The sequence below is a fragment of the Agreia sp. Leaf244 genome (genome assembly GCF_001422695.1).
In the GTDB taxonomy this organism is placed as follows: domain Bacteria; phylum Actinomycetota; class Actinomycetes; order Actinomycetales; family Microbacteriaceae; genus Agreia.
On the sequence record NZ_LMLX01000001.1, the window covers coordinates 744,749 to 761,013 of the forward strand.

Annotated in this window: 18 protein-coding genes; 8 read left to right on the plus strand and 10 right to left on the minus strand. The window is 67.6% G+C overall.

What is annotated here, in order from left to right; translation table 11 throughout:
• The first annotated feature begins 52 nt into the window (after positions 1-52).
• Both ASF06_RS03370 and ASF06_RS03375 read left to right on the plus strand, forming a co-directional pair.
• Positions 53-415 (plus strand): DMT family transporter, encoded by a 363-nt coding sequence (locus ASF06_RS03370; protein WP_055943290.1) that lies wholly within the window; start codon positions 53-55, stop codon positions 413-415.
• Entirely contained in the window at positions 415-735 is a 321-nt protein-coding gene (locus ASF06_RS03375; RefSeq protein WP_055943293.1) for a DMT family transporter, read from the plus strand. The genes ASF06_RS03370 and ASF06_RS03375 overlap by 1 nt, the downstream gene beginning before the upstream one ends.
• Before the next feature lie 10 nt (positions 736-745).
• Here ASF06_RS03375 and ppk2 read toward each other — a convergent pair whose 3' ends face one another.
• From ppk2 to ASF06_RS03385, 3 genes are all read right to left on the minus strand, one after another.
• Positions 746-1,573 (minus strand): polyphosphate kinase 2, encoded by an 828-nt coding sequence (gene ppk2 / locus ASF06_RS03380; protein ID WP_055943296.1) that lies wholly within the window; start codon positions 1,571-1,573, stop codon positions 746-748.
• A gap of 96 nt (positions 1,574-1,669) precedes the next feature.
• A complete protein-coding gene (locus ASF06_RS19345) occupies positions 1,670-1,828 on the minus strand; it encodes a hypothetical protein (protein WP_157439052.1) in 159 nt (52 codons plus the stop codon).
• A gap of 89 nt (positions 1,829-1,917) precedes the next feature.
• Positions 1,918-2,517, minus strand: a complete 600-nt coding sequence (locus tag ASF06_RS03385; protein WP_055943299.1) for a TetR/AcrR family transcriptional regulator — start codon at positions 2,515-2,517, stop codon at positions 1,918-1,920.
• A gap of 62 nt (positions 2,518-2,579) precedes the next feature.
• Between ASF06_RS03385 and ASF06_RS03390 the strand changes: the two genes are divergently transcribed.
• From ASF06_RS03390 to ASF06_RS03410, 5 genes are all read left to right on the plus strand, one after another.
• Positions 2,580-3,632, plus strand: coding sequence for an SDR family NAD(P)-dependent oxidoreductase (locus ASF06_RS03390; RefSeq protein ID WP_055943302.1), 1,053 nt, complete (start codon positions 2,580-2,582; stop codon positions 3,630-3,632).
• 55 nt (positions 3,633-3,687) lie between these two features.
• On the plus strand, positions 3,688-4,872 hold the full coding sequence (locus ASF06_RS03395) for a sensor histidine kinase (protein WP_055943304.1): 1,185 nt from the start codon (positions 3,688-3,690) through the stop codon (positions 4,870-4,872).
• Positions 4,869-5,531 carry a response regulator transcription factor gene (locus ASF06_RS03400; protein ID WP_055943307.1) on the plus strand — a complete coding sequence of 221 codons (663 nt, stop codon included), beginning with the start codon at positions 4,869-4,871 and terminating at the stop codon, positions 5,529-5,531. Before ASF06_RS03395 ends, ASF06_RS03400 begins: the two co-directional genes overlap by 4 nt.
• A 129-nt stretch (positions 5,532-5,660) precedes the next feature.
• Positions 5,661-6,026, plus strand: coding sequence for a DUF4342 domain-containing protein (locus ASF06_RS03405; protein ID WP_055943310.1), 366 nt, complete (start codon positions 5,661-5,663; stop codon positions 6,024-6,026).
• A 138-nt stretch (positions 6,027-6,164) separates the two neighbouring features.
• Positions 6,165-8,381: an MMPL family transporter gene (locus ASF06_RS03410; protein ID WP_055943313.1), complete on the plus strand. Its 2,217-nt coding sequence runs from the start codon at positions 6,165-6,167 to the stop codon at positions 8,379-8,381.
• Between the two features lie 88 nt (positions 8,382-8,469).
• On the opposite strand, the gene ASF06_RS03415 is transcribed toward ASF06_RS03410, so the two are convergent.
• The 7 genes from ASF06_RS03415 to ASF06_RS03445 form a co-directional block, all read right to left on the minus strand.
• Positions 8,470-9,132 carry a pentapeptide repeat-containing protein gene (locus ASF06_RS03415; RefSeq protein WP_055943317.1) on the minus strand — a complete coding sequence of 221 codons (663 nt, stop codon included), beginning with the start codon at positions 9,130-9,132 and terminating at the stop codon, positions 8,470-8,472.
• Between the two features lie 113 nt (positions 9,133-9,245).
• Positions 9,246-9,995, minus strand: a complete 750-nt coding sequence (locus tag ASF06_RS03420) for an SDR family oxidoreductase (RefSeq protein ID WP_055943320.1) — start codon at positions 9,993-9,995, stop codon at positions 9,246-9,248.
• A 16-nt stretch (positions 9,996-10,011) separates the two neighbouring features.
• The gene (locus ASF06_RS03425; protein WP_235497120.1) at positions 10,012-10,725 is read right to left on the minus strand and encodes an ABC transporter ATP-binding protein; all 714 of its coding nucleotides are present in this window, start codon (positions 10,723-10,725) and stop codon (positions 10,012-10,014) included.
• Positions 10,709-11,485, minus strand: coding sequence for an ABC transporter ATP-binding protein (locus ASF06_RS03430; RefSeq protein ID WP_055943323.1), 777 nt, complete (start codon positions 11,483-11,485; stop codon positions 10,709-10,711). The genes ASF06_RS03425 and ASF06_RS03430 overlap by 17 nt, the downstream gene beginning before the upstream one ends.
• Positions 11,486-11,597: 112 nt before the next feature.
• Positions 11,598-12,878: an ABC transporter substrate-binding protein gene (locus ASF06_RS03435; RefSeq protein ID WP_055943326.1), complete on the minus strand. Its 1,281-nt coding sequence runs from the start codon at positions 12,876-12,878 to the stop codon at positions 11,598-11,600.
• A complete protein-coding gene (locus tag ASF06_RS03440) occupies positions 12,875-13,981 on the minus strand; it encodes a branched-chain amino acid ABC transporter permease (RefSeq protein ID WP_055943329.1) in 1,107 nt (368 codons plus the stop codon). Before ASF06_RS03440 ends, ASF06_RS03435 begins: the two co-directional genes overlap by 4 nt.
• Positions 13,978-14,847: a branched-chain amino acid ABC transporter permease gene (locus tag ASF06_RS03445; RefSeq protein ID WP_055925154.1), complete on the minus strand. Its 870-nt coding sequence runs from the start codon at positions 14,845-14,847 to the stop codon at positions 13,978-13,980. Before ASF06_RS03445 ends, ASF06_RS03440 begins: the two co-directional genes overlap by 4 nt.
• 170 nt (positions 14,848-15,017) lie before the next feature.
• On the opposite strand from ASF06_RS03445, the gene ASF06_RS03450 reads away from it, so the two are divergent.
• Positions 15,018-16,226, plus strand: a complete 1,209-nt coding sequence (locus ASF06_RS03450) for a Gfo/Idh/MocA family protein (protein WP_268750636.1) — start codon at positions 15,018-15,020, stop codon at positions 16,224-16,226.
• Positions 16,227-16,265: the final 39 nt, after the last annotated feature.

Below are 16,265 nucleotides of genomic sequence, written 5' to 3' on the forward strand. Positions count from 1 at the left end.
TGTCGACGGTGACGCGCTCCTCCTGAATACGTTGCGCCGACGAAGGAGAAGCATGAAGAAGTGGCTGTTTCTGGGCGGCGCCATCGTGACCGAGGTGACCGGGTCGCTGTCGCTGAAGGCCGGCCTCGAGAATCCGGGCTGGTACGCGCTGATGGCGGCGGGCTTCGCGGGGGCGTTCGTGTTCCTGTCGCTGGTGCTGCGCGCGGGGCTGCCGCTCGGCGTCGCCTACGGAATCTGGGGCGCCCTCGGAGTAGCGCTCACCGCCCTGTTCTCGGCTCTGCTCTTCGGCGAACCGCTGACTCCCGTGATGGGGGCGGGGCTCGTGCTGATCATCGCCGGGGTGCTGTGCATCGAGCTCGGACGGCAGCGCGCCGAGAAGTCGCGCGAGCAGGCCATGCACAGGCAGGCCCGCTGATGGCCTGGCTCTTCCTCGTCGGCGCGATCCTCACCGAGGTCACCGCCACGCTCTCGCTCAAGGCAGCCATCACCGGCAGCAAGCTCTGGTACATCCCGGTCGCGCTCGGCTACGGAATCGCGTTCACGTGCCTGTCGTTCGCCCTGCAGAACGACATGCCGCTCGGCGTCGCCTATGGAATCTGGTCGGCCGCCGGAGTCGCGCTCACCGCGGTGGCCGGGCGGCTCATCTTCAAGGAGCCGTTCACCTGGGTGATGGCAGCGGGCATCGCCCTCGTCATGGGCGGAGTGCTGCTGGTCGAGGCGGGCGCGGAGTTCTAGCGCACGACCTCTAGATCTTCGCCACGGCCCCCGCGTGATCGGGCACGTACTTGTAGCGCCCCTTCTCCGGTCGGTCGTAGTCGTCGGCAACGGGGCGGGGCGGGATCGTCACCTCGTCGGGGTCGCGCGACTCGTAGGGAATCTGCGACAGCAGGTGGCTGATGGTGTTGATTCTGGATGCGCGCTTGTCGTCGCTCTCGATGGTCCACCAGGGCGCGTCGGCGTGGTCGGTCGCCTCGAACATCGCGTCCTTCGCGCGGGAGTAGTCCTCCCACTTCGTGATCGAGACCACGTCGGTGTCGGAGAGCTTCCAGCGCCGCATCGGGTCGTTCAGGCGCGAGTGGAACCGCTCCTCCTGGATGTCGTCCGACACCGAGAACCAGTACTTGATGAGGATGATGCCGTCTTCGACGAGCATGCGCTCGAACGTCGGAACCTGGTGAAGGAAGCGTCGGTACTGCTCGGGCGTGCAGTAGTCCATGACCCGCTCGACGCCGGCCCTGTTGTACCAGGAGCGATCCATCAACACGATCTCGCCCGTCGTGGGCAGCCGCTCGATGTAGCGCTGGAAGTACCACTGCCCCTTCTCTCGCTCGCTCGGCGTGGGCAAGGCGACCACCCGGGCCGACCGCGGGTTGAGGTACTGCATGATGCGCTTGATCGCGCCGCCCTTGCCGGCGGCATCGCGGCCCTCGAAGATCACGACCACGCGGGCGCCCGTGTCGATCACCCACTGCTGCATGCTCACGAGCTCGATCTGCAGGCGCTCGAGCTCCTTCTCGTAGAGAGGTTTCGGCATGCGCTGCACGCGCGAGGAGGACTTTTTCGAATGGGCCATGGCCGAACTCTCCTCGCCCCTGACCGTCTGGCCTCGCGGGGTTGCCGCATCCCTCGCCCGTGCGTACAGTGGACGCCCGCGATCAGCCCGGCGAGATCAGTTCTGCACGAGGATGCTCAGCCCGACGGCGAGTGCGCTCACGGCCATCGCTCCGGTGCCGACGGCCACGTAGGCGAGCGTCGAGAGGGTCGACGGGCGCCTCGGAGCCTGATCGGCGTGGTCACGGGCTCGGAGCGGGGTGTAGGTCGTGGTCATCGTGTCGCGTCCTTTCGGTTGTGCGCGTGTGATGACTCAAGACTCGCGGGTTCGGCAGGAATGCGAATCGTGCGCAGGGATGACTTCTGCTACCGCGTCGGTGGTACCCGAGTCCCGCTTTCCGAGCGCGCGAACGCCACGTGGAACAGCGACCAGGCTCGGCGCGCCACCGCGTCGCGGCGATCGGCCGGAGTGCGGGCGACGACGCCGGTGAGCATGGAGATCGCGAGCAGCACGTCGGCCGTCTCGACCTCGCCTCCGAGTCGACCGGCCGACCGCTCGCGTCGCACGACCGTGTCGACCACGTCTTCGATGCGCGTCTCGAGGTGCTGCACCCGGGGGTCGTCGAGGTCGGCGGTGATCATGTCGATCATCGCCGTCGACACCAGCGCCTGCGCGATGATCGCGTCGAGCAGCTCGTCGAGGGTGCTGTCTCCGCGCTCGGCGATCGTCTCGAGCTCTCCGATGTTCTCGTCGAAGACGGCGACGGCCAGCGACAGCCGATCGGGGAAATGCCGGTAGAGGCTGCCCTGGCCGACCCCCGCCAGCTTGGCCACCGAACTGAGCGGCGCGGAGTAGCCCCCGTCGCCGAACACCTCGCGCGCGGCCGCGATGAGCGCACGCCGATTCTCGGGCCCCGCACTGGGACCGCGATTCGGCTTGCGCGGTTCAGCTTTCGGTGTTGTCACGGGTGTAGCCTACGTGCGGACAGAGTTGTCCGGTTCAGACCCGAGAGAAAGAGATGCACCCCATGACCGCAGAGAACACGCCACTCACCAGCTCCTCGACCATCGGCACCTGGCTGTCGCACCCGGTCGGCGGCCCCATCATGAACGACCTGCTGGCCAAGGCCGGTCAGGATGCCAGCGCGTTGCGTACCGTGAGCAAGCTCTCGCTCGATCGACTGGTCGAGATGAGCCAGGGCGCGTTCAGTCAGGAGCTGATCGACGACCTCGTTCGCCGCGCGGCCGCCGGCGAGGTTCCCGAGGGCACGCCGGCCGTCGTCGTGACCGACGACGCCGAGCCGACCGTCCAGTCACCCGAGTGGGTCGAGCGCATCGACGACGGGCGCTTCTCGGGAAAGACGATCATCGTCACGGGCGCAGGGTCCGGCATAGGCCGGGCCACGGCATCCAGAGTCGCCCGCGAGGGCGGCCGCGTCGTCGCCGTCGACATCTCGCAGGAGCGCCTCGACGACTTCGTGGCGAAGACCCCCGGCGCCGACATCGTGACCGTCGTCGCCGACATCACCGACGACGCGGCCGTGGCGCAGATCATCGCCGCAGCCGGCGATCGCATCGACGGCCTCGCGAACATCGCCGGCATCATGGACGACATGACCCCGGTCGGCGACGTCTCCGACGACGTGTGGCAGCGCGTCTTCTCGATCAACGTCGACGGCACCATGAAGCTGATGCGTGCCGTTATGCCCACGATGCTCGGCCAGGCCTACGGATCGATCGTGAATACGGCGTCCGAGGCGGCCCTTCGCGGCTCGGCCGCCGGCGCCGCCTACACCGCGTCGAAGCACGCCGTCGCGGGGCTCACCAAGAGCAGCGCCTTTATGTACGGACCCAGCGGCATCCGGGTCAACGCCGTCGCCCCCGGCCCGACGATCACGAACATCGAGGCGAAGTTCACCTCGAAGCTCGGTGCCGAGCGGGTGCGCGTGGGCATGTCGGTCATGCCCGAGGCCGTCGAGAGCGACGCCCTCGCCGCGTCGATCACGTTCCTGTTGAGCGACGACGGCGTGAACGTGAACGGCGTCATCCTGCCGTCGGACGGCGGCTGGTCGGTGGCCTAGGAATCTACTGCGTCCGCTGTACTCGCGTATAAGAGCCCGGTGGGAGGATCGACCCATGACCACGCCGAATGCGCCCGCCGAGATGGTGGCGTATCGACCGTCGTGGTTCCGCCGTCCGGCTCTGCTCGATCGCATCACACTGGTCGTGATCGGGCTGGCATCGGCCACCGAGTTCGTCGCGCCTCCTCTCCAGGGCCACGGATTCATCGCGTGGGTGCCGCTGATCGTCTCGCTTCTCGGCATCGCGGCGTCGTACCGGTGGCGCTGGCTCGGAGTCGCACTGATCGCCGCGGCCCCCTTCGTGTCGAACGCTGTCGCGTGGGATCCGCTGATGAGCTGGAACCTCGCCGTCTTCGCGGCATTCTCGCTCACCGTCCGTGGCGGCCCCGCGGTTCGGGTCGCACTGCTCATCGGGCTCTCGAATTACGTCTCGGTGGCGCTGTTTCAGAACCAGGGCCTCGTCTATCCGGTGGCGATCGTGGCGGCCGCGTTCGCCCTGGCCGCGGCGGCAGCGGGCAGCGCAGCGTACAGCCAGGATCGCTACCGACGCGAGCTCGAGCAGAGGGCCCTTGCGGCCCTGGCGACGAGAGACGCCGAGGCGAACCAGCGCGTGAGCGAGGAGCGGCTGCGCATCGCCCGCGACCTGCACGACGTGGTGGGGCACGAGATCGCCGTGCTCAACATGCACCTCGGAGTCGCCGAGGTGAACCTGCCGATCGAGGCCGACACGGCTCACTCGTCATTGGTCGCCGCGCGCGCGAACGTGCAGGCGGTGCTGTCGGAGACGCAGCGCCTGTTGCACGTGCTGCGCACCGACGACGTCGACGACGGTTCGTCCCGGCCCACACCCGACCTCGGCGGCATCGCACGCCTCATCGAGTCCTACCGCTCGGCCGGCGTCGACGTGCGCGCTGAACTATGCGAGGCACCGGATGCGATCGATGCCGAGGTCAGCACGGCCGCGTTCCGCATCGTGCAGGAGGCGCTCACGAACTCCCAGCGCCACGGCCCGGGTGCGGTCTCGGTCACGACCAAGGCGGATGCCGGCATCCTGACGATCACGGTCACGAATGCCCGGGCGCGCCGGGCGCCGAGGACTGTCGCTACGCGGCGCGGCTACGGCCTGATCGGCATGCGCGAGCGCGCCACCTCGGCCGGTGGCCGCCTCGAGGTCGTCGACACCGACGATGCCTTCAGCGTCGTCGCGACACTGCGCGTGGACGGAGGGCAGATCCGATGATCCGCGTGATGATCGTCGACGACCAGGAGATGATCCGCGCCGGGCTCCGCGCGATTCTGCAGCCGCAGACCGACATCGAGATCGTCGCCGACGTCGGCGACGGGTTCGAGGCCCTCGCCGCGATCGACGGGCTGGGCGTCGACGTCGTGCTCATGGACATCCGCATGCCCGGCATCGACGGGGTCGAGGCGACCAAGCGTCTGCGCGCCGCCTACACGAGCGAGCAGCTGCGCATCATCGTGCTGACCACCTTCGACAACGACGAGAACGTGTTCGCGGCCCTGCGCGCCGGGGCCAATGGCTTTCTCAGCAAGGGGATCGGCCCCGCCGAGCTGGCCGCGGGCATCCGCGAGGTGGCGACGGGCGGCGGGGCGCTGTCGGCCTCCGCGAGCGCCGCTCTCATCGGCCACGTCGCCCACGAGAGCCGACCCGCTGCAGACTCTGCCATGCTCGACCGGTTCTCGGCACTCACCCCGCGCGAGCTCGACGTCGTGAAGGCCGCGGCGCGCGGACTCGACAACACGCAGATCGCCGCCGAGATGTTCGTGTCGCCGTACACGGTGAAGACCCACGCGAACAGGGCCATGGCGAAGCTGGGTGCGCGCGACCGCGCCCAACTCGTGACATTCGCCTATCGGGCCGGGTTCACGGCGTCGTAGTACTGAATGTGAATCGGGTGAGTCGTACCCAGGACTGATGCGCGCAGGGCGCGACACGGCCAGACTGGAATCCAGGCGTTCCGAACCGGATCGTCGTACGAACATCGACGTCAGACAGGACGAAGCGACATGAGCGACAAGAAATCCACGTTCGAGCAGTTCGAGGTTGCCGGCGACAAGCTGGTCGAGACCGTGAAGAACCTGATCCACGAGGGCAACGTGCAGCGCATCATCTTGAAGCGCGAAGACGGCAGTGTGCTGCTCGAGATCCCGGTGAACGCAGGACTCGTCGGTCTTGCACTGACCGTCGCGTTCGCGCCCGTGCTTGTCGCGATCGGCGCGATCGCGGCCGTCGTCTCCAAGATCACGCTGGTCGTCGAACGCAAGGCGGATGCGGCCACGCCCGTCGATGGCTCGGCCACGCCGCCGACCACGGGCCCGGCCGACGGCCCGGTCTCGGACCCGGCCGATCAGAACCCGGCGGCATCCATCTGATCTGCGATCGATCGGGTGGCCCGACACCCGATCTCATCCAGACGCAGTAGACAGACCGATTCGACAGGACGATTCCGAGGAGAACACCGCTCGCGAGTATCGAGGTAGACCTTTCCGCCTCTCTCGAAGGAGCCTCTCTTGTCCACATTTCTCGCCCGCGTCGGACGGTTCAGCGCCCGACACCGCATGGTGGTGATCGGAGCCTGGCTCCTGATCTTCGCCGGCCTCATCGGCACCCTCATCATCGGGGGCAACCTCGCCTCGCCGGCCGCGGCAACCGACTCGATTCCCGACTCCCCTGCGTCGCAGGCCCTCGATCGCATGAACGACGAGTTCCCCGCCTCGGCCGATGCCACAGGCGACACGCTGCAGCTCGTCTTCCAGCCGGATGGCGGCGACGTCTCCGACCCGGCGGTGTCGGCGCAGATCGCCGACGTTCTGAGCGACGCCGCGGCGCTCCCCGGAGTCGACGCCGTCAGCGATCCGTTCGACGCGAGCCGGCCCTATATATCCGAGGACGGCACCCTCGCCATCGCGACGCTGAGCTACGGCGACCTGTCCGACGCGAAGCAGGTGTCGTCTTACGACGCGGCCCTCGAGCTGCAGGCGAACGCGCCGAACGACCTCGGCGTCGAACTCGGTGGCAACCTCGTTCCGCTCGGCGCCCCCGAGCCGGGCATCGGCGAGGGCGTCGGTGTGATCATCGCGTTCCTCGTGCTCATCCTCACCTTCGGCTCGCTGCTCGCCGCTGGCGTCAATCTGCTCATCGCCGTGTTCGGCGTCGGCGTCGGATTGGTCGGTGTACTCGCCTATGGCGCGCTCTTCCCCCTGGGCGACAACTCGATCATCCTGTCGGCCATGCTCGGCCTCGCCGTCGGAATCGACTACAGCCTCTTCATCCTGTCCCGCTTCCGAACAGAGCTGCGAGGCGGCAAGAGCGTCGAGGACGCGGTCGCCCGGGCGACGGGAACCGCCGGAACGGCCGTCGTCTTCGCCGGCCTCACCGTGATCGTCGCCCTCGTGGCCCTGCTCGTCGCGAACCTCAGCTTCATCACCGAGATGGGCTTCGCGGCCGCCGCGGCCGTCGCCGTGGCCGTGCTGCTCGCCCTCACCCTGCTGCCCGCGCTGATGCGCACCATGGGTACGCGAGCCCTCTCGAAGAAGCAGCGCGCGGAGCTCGCCTCCGGAACCGTCTGGGTGGAGGGTGCCACGCAGAAGCGGGGACTCCTGCGCGGCTGGGGCAGCGTCGTGGTCAACCGGCCGATCGTCTCGGCGCTCGCCGGCATCGTGATTCTCGTGATCGTCGCCCTGCCCCTGTTCAGCATGAAGACCGCGTTCAGCATCCCCGGGGGCGCCGATCCGGAGTCGACGGAGCGCACCGCGTACAACCTCATCGTCGACGAGTTCGGCGGCATCCAGAGCCCGTTGATCGTTCTCGCCGAAGGCGACGACATCGCCTCGAAGACGCCGGATGTCGAGGGCCGGCTGGGCGCGCTGGCGGGTGTTCAGCAGGTGGTTCCGGCCGAGATCTCGGCCGATGGACGCATGGCGCGGATCGTCGTGATCCCCGACGGCGGCCCGATCGACCAGGCGACGAAAGACGTGGTGACCACGATCACCGACGACGCCGACTCGCTGACAGGCGTGCACCTCGAGGTCACCGGCGAGACGGCGATCGGTCGCGACCAGGACGCGGCGCTCACCAGCGCGCTGATCAAGTACATCATCGTGATCGTGGTGATCTCCATGCTGCTGCTCGTCGTGATGTTCCGGTCGCTGCTCATTCCGCTGATCGCGACGCTCGGCTACCTGCTGTCGGTCGGGGCCTCGTTCGGCGCCAGCACCGCGGTGTTCCAGTGGGGCTGGCTGGATCCGGTGATCGCCGCGCCCCAGGGCGACCCCATGATGAGCCTGCTCCCTTTGCTGCTGGTGGGCGTGCTCTTCGGCCTCGCCATGGACTACCAGGTGTTCCTGGTCTCGCGCATCAAAGAGATGCACGACCGGGGAATGTCACCGAAGAAGGCGATCCGCGAGGGTTTCGCGCGCTCCGGCCCGGTGCTCGTGGCAGCGGCGACCATCATGACCGTGGTCTTCGCCGGGTTCGCCACGGGAACCTTCGCGATCGGCGCATCCATCGCTTTCGGGCTGATGGTCGGCGTGATGGCCGACGCATTCATCGTGCGGCTCGTCCTGATTCCGGCGCTGCTCAGCCTGCTCGGCGAGTCGGCCTGGTGGATGCCGAAGTGGCTCGACCGCATCGTTCCGAACATCGACACCGAGGGCCATGCGCTGGATGCCGCGGGGCCGGTCTCCGCATCGGGTGCGGAGCCGCTGCCGGTGGGCGCCGGGGTGTAGCTGCGGGGGTGATCGCCCTTCGACAGGCTCAGGGAACGCTCCCTGAGCCTGTCGCCGCGCCGTTCCCTGAGCCTGTCGAAGGGCCGGTTCAGTCCTCGACGCGAATGCCCAGGTGCTCGGCGAACGACGACGCGAGGTCGGCGACCTGTCCGCTCGACAGCGTCGCCCCCGCGAGCGCGGTGAAGCCGTCGATGCGCGAGATCTCGGCGCGGCGCAGGTCGACGCTCTGAAGCGTCGCGTGATTGAGGCTCAGCACGCCGATCGTGCAGTCGACGAATGCCACGCGATTGAGCTTCGCGCTGCCGAGGTCGAGCTCGTCGATCGAGCATCCAGTGAACAGCACGTCGAGCAGGTTGGCTCCCGAGAGATTGGCGAAGCCGAGCTTGGTCGACGAGATGTGTACAGACGAGAGGGCCGACTCGTACAGCTCGGCAGATCCGAGGCGCGATCCGTCGATCGAGACCGAGCGCAGCTCAGCCCGCGGAGCGGAGAAGATGGGCGCGTTCAGCCGGTGGATCTCGACGTCGGCGAACGTCGCCCCGCGCAGAACCGCATCGTGAGCCTGCAGGTCGTCGAAGGCGCACTCTCTGAACTGGATGCCCGACAGGTCGCGGCCGGAGAGGTCGACTGCCTCAAAGCGCAGGCCCTCGTAGACGTCGTGCGACTCGAGCGTCTCGGGATCGCCGGCTACGAGGTCGTCGAGCACGATCGCATCCAATCGCGGTGCCTGGGTGCCGGACTTGCGCGCCATGGTGAGCCTCTCGTCAGCAGAAGTCTAGGGAACACCCACGACGCCGCCCGGGAGCGTATTCCCAGCATGGTCTGCCCTCGCTGGGTGCCTACGTCTCGAGCCCAACGCAGAGCTCAGCGGCCGAGCCAGCCTCCGTCGACCGGCAGGAGGATGCCGTTCACGTAGTCCGACGCGCGCGACGCCAGGAAGACCGCCGCGCCCGCCAGGTCATGCGGCTGACCGAGTCGCCCGGCCGGAATGCGCTCGAGGATCTGCTTCGAGCGCACCGGGTCTGCCTTCAACCCCTCGGTCACGCGGGTGTCGATGTAGCCGGGCGCGATGGCGTTCACATTCACGCCGCTGCCCGCCCACTCGTTCGACAACGCCCGCGTCAACCCGGCCAGCCCCGACTTCGCGGCCGCGTAGCTCGCCACGTTCAACCCGCCTTGGAAGCTCAGCATCGACGCCGTGAAGATGATCTTGCCCGAGCCGCGCGCAAGCATTCCACGGCCCACCGCCTGGGCGAGCACGAACTGGCTCGACAGGTTGACCTCGAGAACGTGGTCCCAGTCCTCCTGCGAGTGATCGGCGGCGGGCACCCGCCGGAACGTTCCGGCGTTTCCGACCAGGATGCCGACGGGCAGGTCGGCTAGCCGGCTCGCCAGGGCGCTGGTCGCGGCGCGGTCGGCGAGATCGCACCGGATGGCGGTGAACGCGCGCCTCCGCTTCTCGACGGCCGCTTGCAGCTCGCTTCCCGAGGCCTCCATGCCGAGGCTCACGCCGACGATGTCGGCGCCGGCATCCGCGAGCGCGGTGGCGATGCCGAGTCCGATGCCTCGACGGGCGCCGGTGACGACGGCGAGCTTTCCGGTCAGATCGAACATGGGGGGAGCCTATCTGTCACACCACTCCGAGGTAGCGGGACTGCACCTCCGGGTCGCCCGCGATCTCGGCGGCCGGCAGGTCGGCGGCGATGCGCCCGTTGACCATCACGAGGATCCTGTCGCACAGCTCGGCGGCGAAACGCAGGTTCTGCTCGACGAGCAGCACCGCCTGCCCCTCGGAGACGACTCGGCGGAATACGTCGGCCAGGTGGTCGACGACCGCGGGCGCGAGGCCCTCGCTGGGCTCGTCCATCACGAGCAGGCGCGGGTTCGTGAGCAGCGCCCGACCGATCGCGAGCATCTGCTGCTCGCCCCCGGAGAGCGCGCCTCCCCCGTTCTTCTTGCGTTCGGCGAGCCGGGGAAAGAGCTCATAGATCGCGTCCGGGTTCCACCTCGCCGACTTCTTGGCGCCGACCATCGTGAGGTGCTCGTGCACCGTCAGCGACGGAAAGATGCGGCGGCCCTGCGGCACGTAGCCGATGCCCGCCCGGGTGACCTGAAAAGGAGCCTTGTTCGCGACATCCCGCCCCTCGAACTCGATCGAGCCCGACTGGGCGGGCAGCATGCCGGCGATCGCATTGACCAGCGTGGTTTTGCCCATGCCGTTGCGGCCGACCATTCCGAGGGGCTCGACACCCATCTCGAACGAGACGTCTTGCAGAACGTGCACCCGCCCGTACGAGACGTTCAGGTTCGAGACGCGGAAGAGGGGGTCAGGCGACGTCGTCAAGGGAGCCTCCGAGATAGATTTCGCGCACACGTTCGGACGCCCGGATGTCTGCGGGCGAGCCCTCGAAGATCTTCTCGCCGTCGTGCATCACCACGACACGGTTGGCCACGGCGAGCGCGATGTCCATGTCGTGCTCGATGAGCAGCAGGGTGATCTCCTCGGGCAGCTCACGCAGCAGTCGCACGAGATGGATGCGTTCGGCTGGCGAGAATCCCGCGGCCGGTTCGTCGAGCATCAGCAGCTTGGGCTGCAGCGCGAGCGCCATGGCCAGTTCGAGCTGGCGCTGCTCGCCGTGCGAGAGGTCGGCGACGATCGCCGAACCCTTGTCGCCGAGCCCGACGCGGTCGAGCAGGCGTTCGACACGCGACCAGCGGTTGACCGTGTTCACGTGCTTCGAGCTCGGCCACGCGACGCGCAGCGAGGCGCCCCTGAACTCCGAGCCGCCGAGCGCCACGAACACGTTCTCGGCCGCGGTCAGCTGCTCGAACAGCCGAGAGGTCTGAAAGGTGCGGGCAAGCCCGCGTTTGGCCCTCTTCGCGGTCGAGAGCCCCGTCACATCGTGGCCGAACAGTTCGATGCTGCCCGAGGTGACGGGGAAGACCCCCGCGATGAGGTTGAAGAGCGTCGACTTGCCCGCACCGTTGGTGCCGATCACGCTGATGCGCTCCCCGTCGGCAATCTCCAGGTCGACGTTGCGCATCGCCTTGAGCCCGCCGAAGTGCTTGGACACGTCGGCGACACGGAGAGCGACATCAGTCATGGTCTTTTCCTTTCAGCGGTTCGTTCCCTGAGCCTGTCGAAGGGGAGCCTGTTGAAGGGCCCTTCGACAGGCTCAGGGAACGGGCGGTTGCAACTCAGGGAACGGGCGGTTGTTACGGGCAGCCGTCGAAGCGGTCGTAGACCGTGGTGCCCTGCTTCACGCCGGTGGCCTCGCTGACATCGGTCAGGGTGAGCGCACCGCCGTCACCCGCGGCTACCTCCACGAGGAAGTTGTCGACGACGGCCTGGCGGTTCTCATCCATCGAGATCGGTCCGGTGGGCGAGTCCCACGACGTGGCCTCGAGTGCGGAACGCAGGTCGGCCTGTCCATCGCCGAGGTCGCCCTCGACGTCTTCGATGCCGAGCAGCAGCGACTCGAACGAGTTGTAGTACAGGATCGAGAAGATCGACGGGCTCGGGAACGCGTCCGGCTGGGTGGCATACGCGTCGACGAACGTCTTCCAGTCGGGGTTGTCATAGTCGGCACCGGGAACCGGGCCACCGGTGATCGTGCCGATCGCGGCCTGGCCGATGTTCGCATCCCCCGACAGGGCCGTCGTGTCGACGGCGATCGAACCGCCCACGAGCGGCTTGTTGACGCCCGCCGTCACGGCCTGCGAGAGGAAGCTGGCGGCATCCGCACCACCGAGACCGACGTACACCGCATCGGTGTCTGCCGGGATCTGCGAGAGGATCGTGGCGTAGTCGGTGGTGCCGACGGGAACCCACGAGTTGCCGTTCACCTCGCCGCCGGCCGCACAGAACTCGGAGAAGAATCCGCCCGCGTTGTCGTAGGGGAACGAGTAGTCCTCGGCGATCGAGTAGATCTTCTTGTACCCCTTGTCGTTGTAGGCGTAGTCGCCGAGGCCGCCCATCCACATGGCGGAGTCGCCGTGGAAGCGGAAGAAGTTCTCGGCGCCCTCGAGAGTCATGCTCACGGGACTCGCCGATCCGTTCACGAACGTGATGTCGGGTGTCGTGAGCGCGTACTGCACGACCGCCTCTCCCTCGTCACCCGAGACCGGTCCGAACACGATGTCGACCCCGTCGTTTTCGACGAGCTTCTTCACTTTCGTCTGGGCAGAGCCCGAGGTTCCGTCGGTTCCCTCGTAGACGAACTCGACCTTCTTGCCGCCGACTTCACCGCCGTCGACGGTGCCGCCGCGGGCCTCCATGGCCACGCCGATCGCGGCCTTGGCCTCGCCCATTCCGAAAGCGAGGTTGCCCTCCGACGTGGCGAGCACGCCGATCTTGATGGTGTCGGAGCCTCCGTCGCCGGAGTCGCCTCCCGAGTCGCCGCCCGTTCCGGCCGGTGCGCATCCTGCCAGGAGGAGCACGAGGCCCGCCCCGGCCGAGGCCGCGGCGAACGCGGTCCTCTTCGTATTCAGCGTCATTGCTGTTTCCTTTCATTGGATGGATCTGTGATTCCAGGGGGTGTCGGCACGTCGGGAGCTGTCGGCGCCTGGGGTGCGCGCCGACGAGTCGAGAGTGCCCTGACGACCTGCTTGCCGACGCCGGCCAGTCCGGTGGGGGCGAAGAGCAGGACGACGATGAAGACCAGTCCGGTGAGCGTCATGTAGCGCTCGGTCACGTTCTGGGCGAAGTTGTCGAGCAGGGTGAGCACGATGCCGCCGACGAAGACTCCGCCCAGCGACCCCACCCCTCCGATCACGGCGACGACGAGGATGTCGAGGGTCGACGAGAGGCTCACCACATCGGGGTCGACCTGCGCCCTGTCGAAGACCATGATCACGCCGCCGATGGAGGCGATGAACGCGGTGAACGTCATCGCCGCGATGCGGTACCGGTTCACGTTGTAACCGAGCGCGCTCATGCGCTCCGGCGAATCGCGGATGCCCTGCAGCGCCAGTCCGAAGCTGGTCGCCGCCACGTAGCGGCAGAGCAGGTAGCAGAGCACCGCGGCGGCCAACGCGCCGTAGTAGAAGATGTGCAGCTGGGTGAAGTCGACCACTCCCAGGTCGGGGCGCGGGATCGGGGCGAGCCCCCGCCGCGCGTTGGTGACCTCGAGCGACTGCGATGCGAACGAGTACACGACCTGGCCGATCGCGAGTGTGATCATGAGGAAGTAGATGGCCTTGGTGCGGGCGGCGATCAGCGCCACGAGGAAGCCCGCGACGGTGCCGACGAGGATGCCCGCCGGCACGGCGAGGAACACCGATTGGTCGAGGGTCACGACCATGTAGCCCACGCCGTAGGCGGCGATGCCGGCCAGCGTCATCTGGGCCAGCGACAGCAGCCCCACGTAGCGGTTCAAGAAGACGAGACTCATGGCGATCGTGCCGAGCCAGAGGGACTTGATGCCGATATTCGGGATCCAGAAGCGCGGCCTGTCGACCACGTAGGGGAAGGCGAGAGCCGCGCCCAGCACGACGACCCACAGGATCCACCGATAGCGCTGCCAGGCCGACTTCTGCGGCGAGCCGACGGGCAGCGGCTCGACGAGTCCGCTGTCGGTGGTTTTGGTCAGGATGCTCATGCCGTGGCCGTCCGTCGTCCGAGGATTCCCTGGGGCCGGAACGCGAGCACGACGACCATCAGGGCGAAGGTGAGAACCAGCGAGTATGTGGGGGCGAAGACCAGCGAGAACTGCGAGATCAGGCCCACGAGGGCGGCTCCGATCGCCGCCCCCGGGATGCTTCCCATGCCTCCCACGATCACGACCACGAGGGAGAAGAGCAGGTAGGTGCCGTCCTGTCCCGGCAGCAGCGGGAAGAGGGTGCCGCCAACCACGCCGGCGAATCCCGCGAGCGCCGAGCCCAGCACGAAGATGAGGGCGAACACGACTCGCACGTTGATTCCGGTCGCGCTGGTCATCTGGCTGTCGTCGACGCCGGCACGCACGATCGAGCCGAAGCGGGTGCGGTTGACGAACAACCAGAGTCCGACTCCCACGGCGATCGACACCGCGAGAATGAGCAGCCGGATGAGCGGGTACTGCCCGATGCCCGGCAGCTCGAGCCCGATCTGCAGCTCCGGCGGCAGGGGAACCTGCGTCGCCGTTCCGCCGAAGGTGGCGAGCATCAGGTCGGTGCCGATGAGGCTCACGCCGAGGGTGATGAGCGCCACGCGCATGTCGTCGTCTTGAAAGCGACGGATCAACAGCTGATGGATGAGGAGTCCCAGGATTCCCACGGCGACCGCTCCCCCGAGAGCGCCCAGGAACCAGTTGCCCGTCTCGCGGGCCACGACGTAGCCGAGGTATCCGCCCAGGAGATAGCTGGTTCCGTGGGCCATCGTGATGACGCGCATGAGCCCGAAGATCAGGGTGAGCCCCGATGCCACGAGGAAATAGACGGCCCCGAGCGTGAGCCCGTTGAGCGCGATCAGCAGGAACTGATCCATGTCACCTCTCTCTCACAACGCTGTGATCGATCGAACATTCGGTAATGGACACTGAACTGTATCCATACCTGTATACAACTTCTTGTACACTAATTGCACGGCTCTCCGCTGTCAACGGAGCAGAATAGATGCACACCACAACAAATCGCGACGAAGCGAATGGAGACCAAGTGAGCCAAGACCCTGTGACTCCCCAGGCAGCCGCACCGCTCGGCGTAGCCGTCATCGGATACGCCTTCATGGGCAAGGCCCACTCCGGCGCCTGGCGCAATGTGGCCGCCTACTTCGACGTTCCCGCCGTCGAGCAGACCGTGCTCGTCGGCCGTGATGCGGCGAAGGTCGCTGCCGCCGCCGAGAAGTTCGGCTGGAAGGAGAGCGCCACCGACTGGCGTGCCGTGCTGGAGCGCGACGACGTGCACATCGTCGACGTCTGCACCCCGGGCATCCTGCACCACGAGATCGTGCTCGCGGCGCTCGCGGCCGGCAAGCACGTGATCGTCGAGAAGCCGCTGGCCAACACCGTCGCCGAGGCCGAGGAGATGGCCGAGGCCTTCGAGAAGGCCAGGGCCAACGGGCAGCACGCGATCGTCAACTTCAACTACCGCCGGGTGCCCGCCATCGCGCTCGCGAAGAAGTTCATCGACGACGGCCGCATCGGCCCCATCCGGCACGTGCGCATCAGCTACCTGCAGGACTGGCTCAGCGACCCCTCCTCCCCCATGAGCTGGCGGCTTCGTCGCGAGGAGGCCGGCTCGGGCGCGCTCGGCGACCTCGGCTCGCACGCCACCGACCTCGTACTGCACCTCACCGGCGAGAGCATCGACAGCCTCACCGGCGGCGTGCACACCTTCGTGACGCAGCGGCCCTCGGGCGACAGCGGTGATGGCGCGATCGGCGGCTCGGCTTCCGACTCGGGGTCGGCTGACGTCGCGCTCGAAGACGTGACAGTGGATGACGCCGCGTGGGCGACGGGCCGGCTCTCAGGGGGCGGCATCGTTCAGCTCGAGGTCTCGCGCTTCGCGCTCGGCGCCAAGAACGGCCTCGCCCTCGAGATCTACGGCGAGAAGGGCAGCCTGACGTTCGACCTCGAGAACCTCAACGAGCTGATGTTCTTCGACTCCGGCGATGCGGCCGGGGAACAGGGATTCCGACGCATCCTCGTGACCGAGGCCGGGCATCCGTATGTCGGCCATTGGTGGCCCGACGGCCACATCATCGGCTGGGAGCACACGTTCGTGCACCAGTTCGCCGACTTCCTCAACTCCATCCGCGACGACACCGAGTCGCAGCCGTCGTTCGCCGACGGACTGCGGGTTCAGAAGGTGCTCGCCGCCGTGGAGAGTTCTGCCGCCGCAGGCGGCGCATCCGTCACCCCGTAACAGCCATGAGCCCTTCGACAAGCTCAGGGAACGGTCTGT